The organism is Streptomyces sp. NPDC031111 (assembly GCF_055570675.1).
Genome location: NZ_JBVIGS010000024.1, coordinates 63646 through 78680, shown reverse-complemented (window position 1 = coordinate 78680; position 15035 = coordinate 63646). Strand labels below are relative to the sequence as shown.

Annotated in this window: 12 protein-coding genes, 2 tRNA genes and 1 pseudogene; 10 read left to right on the top strand and 5 right to left on the bottom strand. The window is 73.7% G+C overall.

The features are described 5' to 3' along the window. Both ACZ470_RS35110 and ACZ470_RS35105 read right to left on the bottom strand, forming a co-directional pair. On the bottom strand, nt 1-3443 hold a 3443-nt coding region (locus ACZ470_RS35110), incomplete at its 3' end, for a PAS domain-containing protein (RefSeq protein WP_468433906.1). A gap of 273 nt (nt 3444-3716) precedes the next feature. Further along, nucleotides 3717-4190 (bottom strand): SSI family serine proteinase inhibitor, encoded by a 474-nt coding sequence (locus ACZ470_RS35105; protein ID WP_468433904.1) that lies wholly within the window; start codon nt 4188-4190, stop codon nt 3717-3719. A 180-nt stretch (nt 4191-4370) separates the two neighbouring features. Here ACZ470_RS35105 and ACZ470_RS35100 point away from each other — a divergent pair. Together ACZ470_RS35100 and ACZ470_RS35095 are read left to right on the top strand one after the other, a co-directional pair. Continuing rightward, nucleotides 4371-4461: transfer RNA gene (locus ACZ470_RS35100), tRNA-Ser, on the top strand. A gap of 189 nt (nt 4462-4650) precedes the next feature. Continuing rightward, nucleotides 4651-4723 (top strand) — tRNA-Arg (locus ACZ470_RS35095). Nucleotides 4724-4772: 49 nt separating this feature from the next. Here the strand turns inward: ACZ470_RS35095 and ACZ470_RS35090 are convergent. The 3 genes from ACZ470_RS35090 to ACZ470_RS35080 form a co-directional block, all read right to left on the bottom strand. Next, nucleotides 4773-5267 (bottom strand): potassium channel family protein, encoded by a 495-nt coding sequence (locus ACZ470_RS35090; protein ID WP_468433945.1) that lies wholly within the window; start codon nt 5265-5267, stop codon nt 4773-4775. Between the two features lie 41 nt (nt 5268-5308). Further along, the gene (locus ACZ470_RS35085; protein WP_468433903.1) at nt 5309-5740 is read right to left on the bottom strand and encodes a DUF7144 family membrane protein; all 432 of its coding nucleotides are present in this window, start codon (nt 5738-5740) and stop codon (nt 5309-5311) included. A gap of 92 nt (nt 5741-5832) precedes the next feature. Next, nucleotides 5833-6309, bottom strand: a complete 477-nt coding sequence (locus tag ACZ470_RS35080) for a MarR family winged helix-turn-helix transcriptional regulator (protein ID WP_468433901.1) — start codon at nt 6307-6309, stop codon at nt 5833-5835. 95 nt (nt 6310-6404) lie between these two features. Here ACZ470_RS35080 and ACZ470_RS35075 point away from each other — a divergent pair, with 95 nt between their 5' ends. From ACZ470_RS35075 to ACZ470_RS35040, 8 genes and pseudogenes are all read left to right on the top strand, one after another. Further along, nucleotides 6405-6788, top strand: coding sequence for an HGxxPAAW family protein (locus ACZ470_RS35075; RefSeq protein WP_468433899.1), 384 nt, complete (start codon nt 6405-6407; stop codon nt 6786-6788). 48 nt (nt 6789-6836) lie between these two features. Further along, nucleotides 6837-7709 (top strand): DUF2797 domain-containing protein, encoded by an 873-nt coding sequence (locus ACZ470_RS35070; RefSeq protein ID WP_468433897.1) that lies wholly within the window; start codon nt 6837-6839, stop codon nt 7707-7709. A 59-nt stretch (nt 7710-7768) separates the two neighbouring features. Then, complete coding sequence (locus ACZ470_RS35065) at nt 7769-8671, top strand: amidohydrolase family protein (RefSeq protein WP_468433896.1); 903 nt, start codon at nt 7769-7771, stop codon at nt 8669-8671. A gap of 97 nt (nt 8672-8768) precedes the next feature. Continuing rightward, nucleotides 8769-9509 carry a response regulator transcription factor gene (locus tag ACZ470_RS35060; RefSeq protein WP_468433894.1) on the top strand — a complete coding sequence of 247 codons (741 nt, stop codon included), beginning with the start codon at nt 8769-8771 and terminating at the stop codon, nt 9507-9509. Further along, a complete protein-coding gene (locus ACZ470_RS35055) occupies nt 9506-11077 on the top strand; it encodes a sensor histidine kinase (RefSeq protein WP_468433892.1) in 1572 nt (523 codons plus the stop codon). The genes ACZ470_RS35060 and ACZ470_RS35055 overlap by 4 nt, the downstream gene beginning before the upstream one ends. A 14-nt stretch (nt 11078-11091) precedes the next feature. Beyond that, nucleotides 11092-12465: a bifunctional glycosyltransferase family 2/GtrA family protein gene (locus ACZ470_RS35050; RefSeq protein WP_468433890.1), complete on the top strand. Its 1374-nt coding sequence runs from the start codon at nt 11092-11094 to the stop codon at nt 12463-12465. After that, the gene (locus tag ACZ470_RS35045) at nt 12462-14672 is read left to right on the top strand and encodes an ArnT family glycosyltransferase (RefSeq protein WP_468433888.1); all 2211 of its coding nucleotides are present in this window, start codon (nt 12462-12464) and stop codon (nt 14670-14672) included. The genes ACZ470_RS35050 and ACZ470_RS35045 overlap by 4 nt, the downstream gene beginning before the upstream one ends. A gap of 95 nt (nt 14673-14767) precedes the next feature. Further along, nucleotides 14768-14983 (top strand): annotated as a pseudogene (locus ACZ470_RS35040) (TetR/AcrR family transcriptional regulator); the annotation flags it as partial. Between the last annotated feature and the right edge of the window lie 52 nt (nt 14984-15035).

Sequence of the window (15035 nt, the reverse complement as noted above, 5' to 3'; positions counted from 1 at the left end):
TAAGCGCCCTGTGCGGGACTGGAAGCGCCTTGCGGCGGGACCGGGGCCCCCTGTGGAGCAACGGGAGCCCCTTGCGGCGGGATCGCAGCACCGTGTGCGGGTACGGCGGCGCCCTGCGCCGGGACCGTAGCGCCCTGTGCGGGACTGGAAGCGCCTTGCGGCGGGACCGGGGCCCCCTGTGGAGCAACGGGAGCCCCTTGCGGCGGGATCGCAGCACCGTGTGCCGGGACGGGCGCCCCTTGCGGGGGAGCAGCCGCACCGTGTGCGGGCACGGCAGCCCCGCCTGCGGGGGGCGCGGCATCCTGCGCAGGGACCGGAGTCCCGTGCGGTGGGACGGGAGTTCCGTGGGGCGGGATTGCAGTGCCCTGCGCGGGAATCGGGGCGCCCTGCGCCGGTACCGGAGTCCCGTGAGGGGGAACCGCAGTGCCTTGCGCGGGTACCGGGGCGCCTTGTGCTGGTACCGGAGTCCCGTGGGGCGGGACGGGAGCTGCCTGCGGCGGCCCCGCGGTGCCCTGCGCGGGTACCGGTGCACCCTGCGCCGGTACCGGGACCCCCTGTGCTACCGACGGCCCGTGCGGCGCGGGGGGAGCTCCGTGCGGCGGGACCGCGGTGCCCTGCGCGGGCGCTGGTGCACCCTGGGCCGGTACTGGGACCCCCTGCGGCGCAACCGGCGCACCCTGTGCTGCTGCCGCCGCTCCGTGCGGCGGGACGGCGGTGCCCTGCGCGGGAACCGGAGCTCCCTGCGCCGGCACCGCAGCCCCCTGCGGCGCAACCGGGGCCCCCTGTGCCGGTGCCGGCGCCCCCTGCGGCGTCGTCGGCAGGCCCCGTGCCGGTGCCGGGCCCCACTGTTCCGAAGGCGCCGGTGCCTGGGCGATGGCCGGCTGTGGGGACGGAGCCGGAGCCTCGGCGGGTGTGCCGTTGCCCTGCGTCGGCTGGGCGGCGGCGGCCCGTCGGCGGCGGCCCGTCGGCGCGCTCGTGGGGTGCGGCTGCGGCGGGGTGTGGTCGTCGGCCTGGTCGTGCGGAACGGCGTCGTGGCGGCCGTCGTCGCCCCCGGTCCCTCCGGGCGCGGCCGCCTGCCCGACCGCCTCGGCCTGTGTCGGCTGGTCCGCGTCGGCCGGCGGCAGCGCGAACACCGTGCGGGGCGCGGCCTCCTGCGCCGCCGCCCGCTCGCTGGCGGCGGCCAGCGCACGCCGACGCCGCCCCGTCGGCTGCTGCGGCTGCCCCGGAGCCTGCGCGGGGACGTGCACCGCGACCTCGGCACCCGTCGCGTCGCCCGCCCCGCCCCCACCGGACGGCGCGGGCAGCGCCGCCGGCAGCGCGTGCTGCTCGCCGGACCCTCGCCGGGCACGCCGCCCGGACGGTGCGGGCACCCCCTGCGGCGGTACGGTCCCGCCCAGCGCCGTGTTCGACGCGGCGGCACCCGCCGCGTGCTCGGCGGCGGTGACGACGGCCCCCTCGGAGACCCCGGCCACCCCGGCCGCCCCGGCCAGTTCGACCTCGGCACCCACCACGGCCGGCGCGACCTCGGCCGGCCGTCCGCGCCGCCGCCCGGTACCCCCGGACGCCTGCGCGGGCTCGTCGCCGGCGCCGGCGGCAGCCGCGCGGCGCCTGCGCCGGCCGGTGGGAGCGCCCTCCGGACCGGAGCCGTCGTTCGCGCCCGGCACCTCGCTCTCCAGGAAGGCGTCCACGGACGCCCGCCGTGCCCGCCGTCGCCCGCCACTGGTGGCCGGTTCGGCGGGCGGGGCCTCCTCGGCCGGCGCCTCGGTGGCCGCCACGGCCCCCGCCCCGCCCCCGATCGGCACCTCGAGGACGAACGCGCTGCCGCTCATCCCCGGCACCTCGTGCGTCTGGAGCACGCCGCCGTGCGCCCGGACGATCCCGCGCACGATCGGCTCGTGCACCGGGTCGCCGCCGCCGTACGGGCCGCGCACCTCGATGCGTACGACCTCGCCGCGCTGCGCCGCCGCGACCACGACCGTGTTGTCCAGGTAACCGCCCGCCGACACGGGCGTATTGCCGGTCGCGTCGACGCCGGCGACGTCCGCGACGAGATGCGCGAGGGCCGTCGCGAGCAGCCGCGGGTCGACCTCGGCCTCGATGGGCGGCGCGTGCACCGCGAACTGCACCCGTCCGGGCCCGATGAGCTCCACGGCCCCGTCGACCCCGGCGGCGACGACGGCGTCCAGCATCACCTTCGTACGGGCGACCTGTTCGCTCCCGGCGTCGAGGCGCTGGTAGCCGAGGACGTTGTCGATGAGGGTGGTGATCCGGGCGTAGCCGGCCGACAGGTGGTGGAGCACCTGGTTGGCCTCGGGCCACAGCTGCCCGGCGTCGTCCGCGGCCAGCGTGGACAGCTCGCGGCGCAGTTCGTCCAGCGGGCCCCGCAGGGAGCGCCCGAGCAGGGTGAGCAGCTGCTCGTGCCGGGCGGCGAGGGCCTCGTAGCGGTCCTTCTCCCGCTCGCCGAGGGCGGCGTACCGCTCCTCGTTCGCGGCGAGTTCCTCCGCGTGGCCCTCGCGCAGCTCCTCCAGCTCGGTGACATGACCCTGGCGCAGGGCGGTGAGCTCGGAGGCGTGCTCCTCGGCGAGCCGCTCCAGCGCCTCGGCGTGCTTCCGCTCGGCCTGCTCCTTCTCCTCGACGAGCGCGTCATGGGGGCGGCGGTCGAGGAACGTCATGACGGCGCCGACGAGCTGGTCGCCGTCGCGCACCGGCGCGGTCGTCAGATCGACCGGCACCTTGTCGCCGTTCTTGGCGTACAGCACCTGCCCGCGCACCCGGTGCTTGCGCCCGGAGCGCAGGGTGTCGGCGAGCGGGGACTCGTCGTACGGGAAGGGGGCGCCGTCGGCGCGCGAGTGCAGGACGAGGGTGTGCAGTTCGCGCCCGCCGAGTTCGCCGGCCCGGTAGCCCAGGATCTGGGCGGCGGCCGGGTTGACGAGGACGATCCGTCCGTCGGTGTCGGTGCCGACGACGCCCTCGGAGGCGGCGCGCAGGATCATCTCCGTCTGCCGCTGCGAACGCGCGAGCTCGGCCTCGGTGTCGACGGTGCCGGAGAGGTCGCGGACCACGAGCATCAACAGCTCGTCGCCGGTGTAGCCCGAACTGTCGTACGCCTGCTGCCCGTTCTCCAGATTCGCACTGGTGACCTCGACCGGGAACTCGGTCCCGTCGGTCCGCCGGGCGATCATGCGGGTCGGCTTGGTGCGGGCGCGGGGGTCGATATGGTCGGGCCGCCGCATCGACCCCGGGATGAGCTTGCTGTCGAACTGCGGCAGCAGATCCAGCAGCCCCCGGCCCACCAGCGCGGTGCCCGGGGTCTCGAAGGCCTCCAGGGCGATGGTGTTGGCGTTGACGACGGTCCCGTTGGCGTTGACCAGCACCAGGGCGTCGGGAAGCGCGTCCAGTATGGCTGCGAGGCGAGCAGCGCCTCGGGATGGCCTGCTGCTCACGAGACGCTTCCTCCCTGTTACCGCGACGTGCCGACCGCTCGGGCCATCTTGCCAACCTGCCCGCAGCGTGTCACGCGAGGGATTCTAAGGGCTGGGGTTGCGCTCGCGACGCCGGATGGGACGGACGTCGCACGAGGAAGTGACGGCGATGTGACGCCCGGTGCGCCCGGAACCCGTGACGGCCTGCGCGGACGCGCCCCGAACCTTCGCGGGACCTTTACGCCCCCTGTGCCCCGACTCGCCGACACGCGCCCCGGCGCGCTCCCGGGCACCTCACGGCCGCCCCGCGGCGCGCACCTCGGGCAGCAGCGGCACCAGCCGGTCCCAGCGGGCGATTTCGCAGCCGTTCGCGCGGTCGTACGTCGCGTCGACGGGACGGCCCGCCCAGGTGCCGGTGACGCGGGCGGTGGCCGGCCCGCCGTACTGCATGGTGCAGACGGCGTCCCGGGGCGCCGGGGCGAAGGCGTCCCGCCCCCACCGCGTGTTCCGCTCGACGGCCGCGCAGGCCCCGGCGGGGTCGGGATGGTTGCCGCCGCCGGGCCGGCACCGGACCTCGTACGTCCCGTCCGCCCCGCCGCCCGCGTCGCGCACGGTGACGGTGAGGCGGTCACCGCGCGGAGACGGCTCCTGCGCGTACGCGGTCGGCGGCGCCGCGGACAGCGAGGTGAGGGCGGCGACGGAGGCGGCGGCACCGGCGAGTAGCCGCCGGAGCGCGGGACGGCTGAGCTGTTTCATGACCTGCGACATGACCTGACCAACGCGCCACCGCGCGAGACGTTGCGCCACGCCGACGCGACGGTCGGAAGTGCTTTGCCCTGCGGGCTCCCCGCCTAGTACCGTGGGGGGCGATTGGTGACACCCCACACGGTTGTGTCATCATCGGCACGCACCGACCGACACGCGCTCGCGCGCGCAGGGTCTGTGCATGGAGGCGTCGCCTAGTCCGGTCTATGGCGCCGCACTGCTAATGCGGTTTGGGGCTTACCCCCCATCGAGGGTTCAAATCCCTCCGCCTCCGCCCCGATCACGAAGCCCCGGTCCCTACGGCCGGGGCTTCGCCCGTTCTCACCTCACGATGCCTGTTTGTGCAGGTCACAAGGGGTGGGCCAAACGGATTTCACATGGCGGCGGCAGTCATGTAATGTTCTTCCTGTCGCCGCGAGCGGGCCGAAAGGACCGGGGAGCGGCGAGAAAACTGAAGAGACAAGCACTCGTAGCTTAACGGATAGAGCATCTGACTACGGATCAGAAGGTTGCAGGTTCGAATCCTGCCGAGTGCACATAAAGCAGAGGCCCCGGAGAGATCCGGGGCCTCTGGCGTTTCCCGAGTCATTCGGCTTCGGTGCCGGCGTCGTCGGCGGGGGTGGCGCGCCGGTGCGGGCTCCGCTGGCGCAGCAGCGTGGTGCGCAGATAGTGGGTCAGGGCGGTGGCCGACGCCGTGAGGAAGATGAAGGTGTAGAGGATCTGGAGGATGGTGACCAGGCGTGCCGCCTGGCCGTGCGGCGTGATGTCGCCGTAGCCGACGGTGGCGAGGGTGACCAGGGTGAAGTAGAGGGCGTCCAGGCGGGTGGCGATGCCGTCGAGCTCCCCGGGACGCCGGGCCAGTGCCAGGTAGGCGGTCGCGAAGACCAGGATGGACAGGCTCATCAGCAGGGGGATGACCAGGCCGGGACGGACGTTCGGGTGGCCGAGCAGTACGTGGACGACCTGCCGCAGCAGCAGGAGCGCGATCAGCGTCAGGGCGAGGCCGAAGAGGATCCAGCTCAGCACGGGCCGGTGCGGGCCCAGCCGGTCCAGGGGCAGCAGGAAGTAGGCGGTGACCATCGCCGCCACCCCCGCCGCCTGGACCAGCCAGGGCCACAGGGCTAGGCCGGGGACTCGCGGCGTGGTGCGCACAGGGCCCAGATGATGAAGCCGTCGATGATGATGAGGACGATCGCCCACACCGGGGCGTAGGGCAGCCACACGAAGTTGGCGATCATGCTGAGCCCGGCCAGTGTCACGCCCACCACGCGGGCCCAGGTGGCCCCGGTGAACAGGGAGAGACCGGCGACGGTGACCAGGGCGCCGAGGATCAGATGGAGCCAGCCCCAGCCGGTCAGACTGAACTCGTACGTGAAGTTCCTGGTGGAGACGAAGACGTCGTCCTTGGCGATGGCGGCGATGCCCTGGAAGATCGCCATGATGCCGCCGAACGTCATCAGGACCGCCGCTGCCGCCGTCCAGCTCGTCGCCCAAGGGCTCTTGGCCTCCCACCCGGCCTGGTGGTGGCGCGTGCCGCTGACATTGCTCGCCATGTGTTCGACCTTTCGGCTGTCCCCGAGCGGTGCGACTCCTCAACCAGGTTGGCACCGCCCCTGCCACTCGGCACCTCGGCGCCCGTGCCCGGTCAGTCGGTGCGGCAGTGCTCCTCCAGATAGTCGGCCGCCACCGTGTTCGCGCGCCGGAACCAGTCGTGGAGCACGGCCATCTCCTCGGGGGTGTAGTCGGCGAAGAGCTCGGTGATGCGGGCGTAGTAGGGCTCGTAGATCTCCCGGGTGCGGGCCAGGGCCTCCGGTACGGCGGCCACCCGGACCCGGCGGCGGTCCGCGGAGTCGGGGCGGCGGGTGATGTAGTCGGCGCGCTCCAGGCGGTTGAGGATCCCGGTCATCGCGCCCGTCGTGACATGGACGCGGTCCGCCAGCTCGCCGGCCGTGAGCAGGTTGTCGCCGGCCTCGATGACGAAGGCGAAGCAGGTCAGGTCGGTGACGTTCAGGCCGACCCGCTGGGCGATCTCGTGCTGGCCCACCAGGTGGGTCGCGATGAGCTGGTCCATCGCCCACAGCGTCTGCTCCGGCGTGGCGGGCAGGCGCGGATTCGCTTGCATGCGGGGTTTCCTCGTTTTCCTTAGTTCGTGAGAGATTTCTGTGCTAAACCTCTTACGACGCGAGATATTCGTTCGAGTGGCAGGGGGCGGGGCACATGAGCGCACATCCATATGACCACGGGCACACGGTCGCGGGGTGGACAGGTTTCGGGATCGCCGGGGCCGGTACGGCGGTTCTGGGGTTCGGGGTCGTCATGGTGTCCTGGCCGCTGCTGGCGGGCGGGGCGTTGATCGCGCTGGTGGGCCTCGCCGTCACCTGGGTGCTGCACCTCGCCGGGTGGGGCAAGCCGCCTGGTCCCCGGCCGAGGGAGCAGTGGGGGTGGCGGGTGCGGGACCTGAGCGCCCGGCAGGGGCACGCGGAGTGCCTGGGCTGCCGGCTGGCGGGCCGGGGCCGGCGCGCGGGGCGGGAGGTCTCCGGTCGGGTCACCTTGCCCGTGCGGAGCGAAGCCGCGGACGCCCGTCCCGTGGGCGGGGGCTGAAAGCCGCGGGCGGCCCGTTGTCAGTGGTGCCCCCTACTCTCGGCAGAGATGGCACAGGCGTGGAGATGCTCGGGGCTGCGATGGTCGGCGGACGGTCCCGTGCTGGCCTGGGAGGGGGGCCGGCGCTCCGCGCTGACCTGGGGGAAACGGGTGGCCTTCGGGGTCGCGGAAGGGGGAGTGCGGACATGCGTGGGGGCACGGGGGCATGCGTGTCCGCTCGGGGCGGCGGTCCCGGGGCGGAGCAGGGGGGCGCGCTGCGAGGAGTGCGCCCGGCTGGACCGGGCGCACTCGGTGGCCGCCGACACCCTCGCGGACGATCCCCGGCCCTACCGCGTCTACCTGGCGTGGTTCGGGCCCGGGATGGTCAAGGTCGGGATCACGGCGGTGGGGCGCGGGCCGGCGCGGCTGCTGGAGCAGGGAGCGGTCTGTTTCAGCTGGCTGGGCACGGGGCCGCTGATGGCGGCGCGCCGCACCGAGGAGCTGCTGCGCGCCGCGCTCCGGGTACCCGACCGGATCCCGTACGCCGACAAGCGGGCGGTGCGGGCGGCCCTCCCGGCAGGGGAGGAGGCACGGGCGGCCGAGATCGCCGAGTTGCACGCGCGGGCGGCCGGCCTGGACGCATGGCCGGAGTCGCTCGCCCGTGAGCCGTTCCGGCCGGTCGACCATGTGGGGGTGTTCGGGCTGGCGGGGGTGCCGGCCGCCACGGGGGAGGTGAGCGAGCTGGTCGCCGGGGGCGCGGTGAGCGGTGAGCTGGTGGCCGCCGCCGGTCCCGATCTGCATCTGGCGACCGGGAGGGGCGTGGTGGTGCTGGACACCCGGCTGCTGACCGGATGGGGGCTGGTCCCGGCCGGGGGACGGGAGTTGGCGGTGCCGGTCAGAGCCGTAAGGGACCGGTCGGCGGCGCAGGACGGGCTGTTCTGACCCGACGGCACCCGGCCCCCTCTGGACCGGGCGGGGGATCCCGGGTGATCGTGGGCGGCATGAGCGCTCACCCCGACACCCGTGCCGAAGCCGACGACGTACGGCGCTTCTGGGAGGGGCTCGGGCTGCCCGGCCTCGTCGACGTGCACACCCACTTCATGCCGGAGCGGGTGCTGCACAAGGTGTGGGCCTACTTCGACGCGCTCGGGCCGCTGACCGGCGGGGTCGAGTGGCCCATCACTTACCGGCAGGAGGAGGACGAACGGGCCGCGCTGCTGCGGGAGTTCGGCGTGCTGTCCTTCACGGCCATGCTCTACCCGCACAAGCCGGGCATGGCACGCTGGCTGAACGGCTGGGCGGCCGACTTCGCCCGCCGCACACCCGACTGTCTGCACACCTCGACCCTCTTCCCCGAACCCGGCGTCGCGGACTACGTCCGGGACGCCGTCGAAGCCGGCACACGGGTCCTCAAGGCACATGTGCAGGTCGGCGCGTACGACCCGGCCGACGAGTCGCTCGACGAGGCCTGGGGCCTGCTCGCCGAGGCGGGCGTCCCGGTGGTGATCCACTGCGGGTCCGGGCCCGCCCCCGGAAAGCACACCGGCCCCGAGCCGATCGCCCGGGTCCTGGCACGGCACCCCCGGCTGCGGCTGGTGGTGGCGCACCTCGGCATGCCCGAGTACGAGGACTTCCTGGACCTCGCCGAACGGTACGAGGAGGTGCGGCTGGACACCACGATGGCGTTCACCGACTTCAGCGAGCGCCTGGCACCGTTCCCCCGGCGGGCCCTGCCCCGGCTGGCCGCCCTCGGCGACCGCGTGCTGCTCGGCACCGACTTCCCCAACATCCCGTATCCCTACCTCCACCAACTCCACGCCCTGGAGCGGCTGGACCTCGGCCGGGCGTGGCTGCGGGCGGTGTGCCACGACAACGCGGCCCGGCTCTTCGGCCTGCCCGGCTGAGGCGCCGCCCGCTCGCCGAGCGGAGCCCGCGCGTTTCTCAGGGAAAACACAGGTAGCCGAAAGGACGTTCTCAGAGGCGCCGGACATCGTGTCCGGCATGACCACGATCTCGCCCCAGGGGCGCACCGAACTGCTGAGGCCGGACGGGAGCCCCGTCCGCGTGCTTGTGGTGGACGACGAGCAGTCGATCACCGAACTGCTGTCCATGGCCCTGCGGTACGAGGGCTGGCAGATCCGCAGCGCGGGGGACGGCCAGGGAGCCGTCCGCGCCGCGCGCGAGTTCCGGCCGGACGCCGTCGTCCTGGACATGATGCTGCCCGACATGGACGGGCTGGCCACCCTCGGGCGGCTGCGCCGCGAGCTGCCGGACGTGCCGGTGCTGTTCCTGACCGCCAAGGACGCCGTCGAGGACCGTATCGCCGGGCTCACCGCCGGCGGGGACGACTACGTCACCAAGCCGTTCAGCCTGGAGGAGGTCGTCGCGCGGCTGCGCGGGCTGATCCGGCGCTCCGGCGCGGCCGACCGCCGGTCCGAGTCGATGCTGGTCGTCGGCGACCTCACCCTCGACGAGGACAGCCACGAGGTCACGCGGGGCGGCGACGGCATCCACCTCACCGCCACCGAGTTCGAGCTGCTGCGCTTCCTCATGCGCAATCCGCGGCGCGTGCTCAGCAAGGCCCAGATACTCGACCGGGTCTGGTCGTACGACTTCGGCGGGCAGGCGAACGTCGTCGAGCTGTACATCTCGTATCTGCGCCGGAAGATCGACGCGGGCCGGGAGCCGATGATCCACACCCGGCGCGGAGCCGGATACATGATCAAGCCCGCGGTCTCGTGAGCGGACGGCGACGGCCGCGTCCGCAGCGGCGAGCGGGGACCCCGCGCACACTGCGGACGCGGCTCGTCGTCGCGTCCGTGGCGCTGATCGCGGTGGTGTGCGCGGTGATCGGCACGGTGACCACACTGGCGCTGCGGTCCCATCTCTACGAGCAGCTCGACGGTCAGGTGAGCGAGGTCGCCAAGCGCGCGGCGGGCGGTCCGGAGAAGGAAGGGCCGCCCCCTCAGCTGCTGAGGGGCGAGGACCCTCTCGACTTCGTCACCCTGGGCCCGCAGGGCATCGGCACCATCGGCGTCACCATCGAGGACGGCCGGGTGACCGACGGGATCGTCAGCAAGCGCAAGACCGAGAACGGCGTTCCGACGTCCGAGGCGACCCAGCTCACCGCGGCCCAGCTCGCGGCCGTCGCCACCGTCCCGCGCGACCTCCACCAGCACACCGTGGACATCCCGGGCCTGGGCGAGTACAGGGTGCAGTACGAGAGCGGCCGGAACGGCGAGTTCTACGTCGCGCTGCCGACCGACGACACCGACGACACGATCAGGACGCTCATCCTGGTCGAGGTCAGCGTCACCGGCGCCGGACTGGTCGCCGCCGCGATCGCCGGGTACGTCCTGGTCGGCGTCGCCACCCGCCCCCTGCGCAAGGTCGCCGCCACCGCCACCCGCGTCTCCGAACTCCCCCTGCACAGCGGCGAGGTGAACCTCGAAGAACGGGTCCCGGAGTCCGAGTGCGATCCGCACACCGAGGTCGGCCGGGTCGGCGCCGCGCTGAACCGGATGCTCGACCACGTCCACGGAGCACTGCACGCCCGCCAGGAGAGCGAGACCCGGGTGCGCCAGTTCGTCGCGGACGCCAGCCATGAGCTGCGCACCCCGCTGGCCTCCATCCGGGGGTACGCAGAACTCACCCGGCGCGGCAGGGAACAGGTCGGCCCCGACACCCGGCACGCGCTGCGGCGGATCGAGTCCGAGGCGGGCCGGATGACGCTGCTCGTCGAGGACCTGCTGCTGCTCGCCCGCCTGGACGCCGGCCGGCCCCTGCAGTTCGAGGAGACGGACCTCGTACCGCTCGTCGTGGACACCGTCAGCGACGCCCGCGCCGCCGGCCAGGACCACGTCTGGCGCCTCGAACTGCCCGACGAGCCCGCGCCGGTGCGCGCCGATGCCGCACGGCTCCAGCAGGTGCTGGTCAACCTGCTCGGCAACGCCCGCAACCACACCCCGCCGGGCACCACGGTCACCGCGCGGGTGCGCCGGAGCGGCAACTGGCTCTGCGTGGACGTGGTGGACAACGGGCCGGGCATCCCGGCCGGGCTGCTCCCGCACGTCTTCGAACGGTTCGCGCGCGGCGACTCGGCGCGCACCCGTGCCACCGGCTCGACCGGTCTCGGCCTGGCCATCGTGCAGGCCGTGGCAACCGCGCACGGCGGTGCCGTGACGGTCGACAGCGCGCCAGGACGTACCGCGTTCACGCTCCATCTCCCTTGTGTAGCACCGCAGTCGACGTCCGAGCCGTACTCACAGCCACGGCACAGCCTCACCACATGGGCACGACAGGGCGCCTGAGCAGAGTCGGTTCCATGCGAAGCGATTCCTCTCCCGGCACCCTGCCGGCGCGGGAGCACCTCCCGGCCGCCGGAGCCGGTACGCCGGTCCTGGACGTAGTGATCCCCGTCTACAACGAGGAGAAGGACCTCAAGCCGTGTGTCCGCGGACTGCACGAGCACCTCAGCCGCACGTTCCCCTACGCCTTCCGAATCACGATCGCCGACAACGCCTCCACGGACGGCACCCCGCACGTGGCGGGCCGGCTGGCGGAACGGTTCCCGGAGGTGCGGTCCGTGCGGCTGGAGCAGAAGGGACGCGGCCGGGCGCTGCGGACCGTCTGGTCCGCCTCGGACGCCCCCGTCCTCGCCTACATGGACGTGGACCTGTCCACCGACCTCAACGCGCTGCTGCCGCTGGTCGCCCCGCTGATCTCCGGTCACTCCGACCTGGCCATCGGCTCCCGGCTGAGCCGCAGCTCACGCGTGGTGCGGGGGGCCAAGCGGGAGTTCATCAGCCGCTCGTACAACCTGATCCTGCGCGGCTCGCTCCAGGCGCGTTTCTCCGACGCGCAGTGCGGGTTCAAGGCGATCCGCCGTGACGTGGCGCGGGTGCTGCTGCCGCTGGTGGAGGACAGCGGCTGGTTCTTCGACACCGAGCTGCTGGTGCTCGCCGAGCGGGCGGGGCTGCGGATCCACGAGGTGCCGGTCGACTGGGTCGACGACCCCGACTCCACCGTGCACATCGTGAAGACGGCGACCGACGACCTCAAGGGCGTCTGGCGGGTCGGCAAGGCCCTGGCCACCGGATCGCTGCCGCTGGACCGGCTCGCCCGGCCCTTCGGCGACGACCCGCGCGACCGCACCCTCGCGGACGTGCCGCAGGGACTGGCCCGCCAGCTGGTCGGCTTCTGTGTCGTCGGGGCCCTGTCCACCCTCTTCTACCTGCTGCTCTACAGCGGCTTCCGCACCTTCACCGGCTCCCAGGTCGCCAACGGGCTCGCCCTGCTGGTCTCGGCGGTCGCCAACACCGCCGCCAACCGGCGGCTCACCTTCGGGGTGCGGGGGCGCGGCGGCGCCGTACGGCACCAGGCGCAGGGGCTCGTCGTCTTCGGCATCGGTCTGGCGCTGACCAGCGGTTCGCTCGCCGCGCTCAACACCGCGACCAGCGATCCCGCCCACTCCACCGAGCTGGCGGTCCTCATCGCGGCCAACCTCGCGGCGACAGTGCTGCGGTTCCTGCTCTTCCGGGCGTGGGTGTTCCCGGACCGCGACCGTTCCTCCCACGCGGCGCCCGCCGCTCCCGCCCGGCAGGACGCGACCATGCCGCTCCAGCCGGTCCGCGCACCGCTCCCCACGCGTCCGTCCCGTCCTTCCCACCCCCACTCCGACCCGAGGGACCTCCGATGACCACGCAGTACGACCGGACGAGTCCCTCGGCGGACCCCGCCACCTGGGGACCTCCGACCCCGCCGACAGAGCGTCACTCCGCCCCCGGGGGCGGCGAACCGCGCGGACCTCTGGCCCGCAGAGTGTGGCGCGGCCGGTCCGAGGACCCCCGCTGGGTGCGCCCCGCCTTCCTCGGCCTGCTGCTGGCGACCGGCCTGCTCCACCTCTACGACCTGAGCGCCTCCGGATACGCCAACTCCTTCTACTCGGCGGCCGTCCAGGCGGGCAGCGAGTCCTGGAAGGCGTTCTTCTTCGGCTCGCTGGACGCGGCGAACGCGATCACCGTGGACAAGCCCCCGGCCTCGTTGTGGCCGATGGAGCTCTCGGTGCGGATCTTCGGACTGAACTCGTGGGCGATCCTGGTCCCCGAGGCGCTGATGGGCGTCGGCACGGTCGCCGTCGTGTACGCGGCCGTCCGCCGCCGCTTCGGTCCGGCGGCCGGTCTGATCGCGGGCGCCGTCCTCGCGCTCACCCCCGTCGCGGCGCTGATGTTCCGGTTCAACAACCCGGACGCGATGCTGGCGCTGCTGATGTCCGTCGCCTGCTACCTCGTCGTACGGGCCCTGGAGGACGGCCGTACGAAGTGGCTGGTGTGGGCCGGGGCCGCGATCGGCTTCGCGTTCCTCGCCAAGACCCTCCAGGCCTTCCTGATCCTCCCGCCCCTCGCGCTGGTCTACGGCGTCTGCGCGCCGGTGCGGCTGAAGAAGCGGCTGGGCCAACTGGCCCTGGCCAGTGTGGCGCTGGTCGTCTCCGGCGGCTGGTGGGTGGCGGTCGTCGAGCTGTGGCCGGAGTCCTCGCGCCCGTACGTCGGCGGCTCGCAGAACAACAGCTTCCTGGAGCTGACCTTCGGCTACAACGGTCTCGGCCGGCTCAACGGCGAGGAGACCGGCAGTGTCGGCGGCGGTGGCGGCGGCATGGGCGGCGGCGGACAGTGGGGCGAGACCGGCTGGGACCGGATGTTCAACTCCGAGGTCGGCGGCCAGATCTCCTGGCTGCTGCCCGCCGCGCTGATCCTGCTCGTCGCCGGTCTGGTCCTCACCCGGAAGGCCGCGCGGACCGACCTCGCCCGCGCCTCGTTCCTGGTGTGGGGCGGCTCGCTGCTGGTGACCATGGTGGTCTTCAGCTACATGGCCGGCATCTTCCACCAGTACTACACGGTGGCCCTGGCTCCGTACGTCGCGGCGGTGGTCGGCATGGGCGCGGCGGCGCTGTGGGAGAAGCGGCGGGCGCCGGCGGCCTCGCTCGCCCTCGCGGCCGCCGCCACGGCCACGGCGGCCTGGGGGTATGTGCTGCTCAACCGCACGCCCGACTACGTGCCGTGGCTGAAGTGGCTGGTGCTGGTCGGCGGGCTGGTGGCGGCCCTCGGGCTCGTCTTCGCCGGTCGGGTGGGGCGCCCGGTGGCGCTCGCGGCGGCGGGGCTGGGCCTGGTGGCGGCGCTGGCCGGACCGACGGCGTACACCCTGAGCACCGTGCAGGAGGGGCACACGGGTTCGATCGTCACTGCCGGACCGGCGGGGGCGAGCATGGGCGGCGGGGGCGGTCCCGGCGGGGGCGGCGGCTTCCCGGGCGGCGGACAGAATCGGCAGGACGGACAGAACCAGCAGGACGGCGGCCAGGGCCAGACCCCGCCCGGCGCGGGCGGCAACGGCACCGGCGGCTTCCCCGGCGGCGGGCCCATGGGCCAGAACGGCCAAGGCGGCCAGAACGGTCAGGGCGGTCAGAACAGCCAGGGTGGCCCGCAGAACGGCACCGGCGACGGCGCCGAGGGCGGTATGCCCGGCGGCGGCATGGGCGGCCTGCTCGGCGGCGCGAGCGTCGACTCCGAGGCGAAGGAACTGCTGGAGGCCGACGCCGACGACTACACCTGGGCCGCCGCGGCCATCGGCGCCCAGAACGCGGCCGGCTACCAGCTCGCCACCGGTGAACCGGTGATGGCGATCGGCGGCTTCAACGGCACCGACCCGTCCCCGACGCTCGCCCAGTTCAAGGAGTACGTGGCGGACGGCAGGATCCACTACTTCGTCGCCGGCGGCGGCATGGGAGGCGGCATGGGCGGCGGCTCCGGCAGCTCCGCGCAGATCTCCTCCTGGGTGGCGGAGAACTTCGAGGAGGTGACGGCCGGCTCGGCCACCTTCTACGACCTCACGCAGCGGACGACCGACGGCTGACGGGCCCTTGATGAGGTGAGGGCGGCGGCACCGCGGTGCCGCCGCCCTCGGCCGCGCTCCTGGAATGATGCGGCGCCGGCGAGTCGAGGAAGGCGCGTCTCCCCTGGCTGTCGCCGCCGGCCGGGAGGTTCCTCGACATCGGACCCGAGGCGTCGGCGTTCTCCCGGGTCGGCCGGCGGGTCGTCCGCGGGACGGGGCCGCCCGCGCACGGGGTGGCCGGGGCGCTCGCCGCCGTCCTCCAGTTCGTGTACGGCTACGGCACGTTCGAGGGACACTTCCTCGCCCGGGTCGCCGAGGCGGGGCTCACCCCGAGTACTACCGCGTCGAGGCGATGGCGGCCCCAGGGGCGCGGCTGAGGCCGGA

Bases quoted from the DNA above. Each gene is read 5' to 3' on its own strand.
- ACZ470_RS35105 (WP_468433904.1), bottom strand. From the start codon at position 4,190: ATGTCGCAGGTCATGAAACAGCTCAGCCGTCCCGCGCTCCGGCGGCTA.
- ACZ470_RS35090 (WP_468433945.1), bottom strand. From the start codon at position 5,267: ATGGTCACCGCCTACTTCCTGCTGCCCCTGGACCGGCTGGGCCCGCAC.
- ACZ470_RS35070 (WP_468433897.1), top strand. From the start codon at position 6,837: ATGGCACAGGCGTGGAGATGCTCGGGGCTGCGATGGTCGGCGGACGGT.
- ACZ470_RS35065 (WP_468433896.1), top strand. From the start codon at position 7,769: ATGAGCGCTCACCCCGACACCCGTGCCGAAGCCGACGACGTACGGCGC.
- ACZ470_RS35045 (WP_468433888.1), top strand. From the start codon at position 12,462: ATGACCACGCAGTACGACCGGACGAGTCCCTCGGCGGACCCCGCCACC.
- ACZ470_RS35060 (WP_468433894.1), top strand. From the start codon at position 8,769: ATGACCACGATCTCGCCCCAGGGGCGCACCGAACTGCTGAGGCCGGAC.
- ACZ470_RS35050 (WP_468433890.1), top strand. From the start codon at position 11,092: ATGCGAAGCGATTCCTCTCCCGGCACCCTGCCGGCGCGGGAGCACCTC.
- ACZ470_RS35075 (WP_468433899.1), top strand. From the start codon at position 6,405: ATGAGCGCACATCCATATGACCACGGGCACACGGTCGCGGGGTGGACA.
- ACZ470_RS35085 (WP_468433903.1), bottom strand. From the start codon at position 5,740: ATGGCGAGCAATGTCAGCGGCACGCGCCACCACCAGGCCGGGTGGGAG.
- ACZ470_RS35080 (WP_468433901.1), bottom strand. From the start codon at position 6,309: ATGCAAGCGAATCCGCGCCTGCCCGCCACGCCGGAGCAGACGCTGTGG.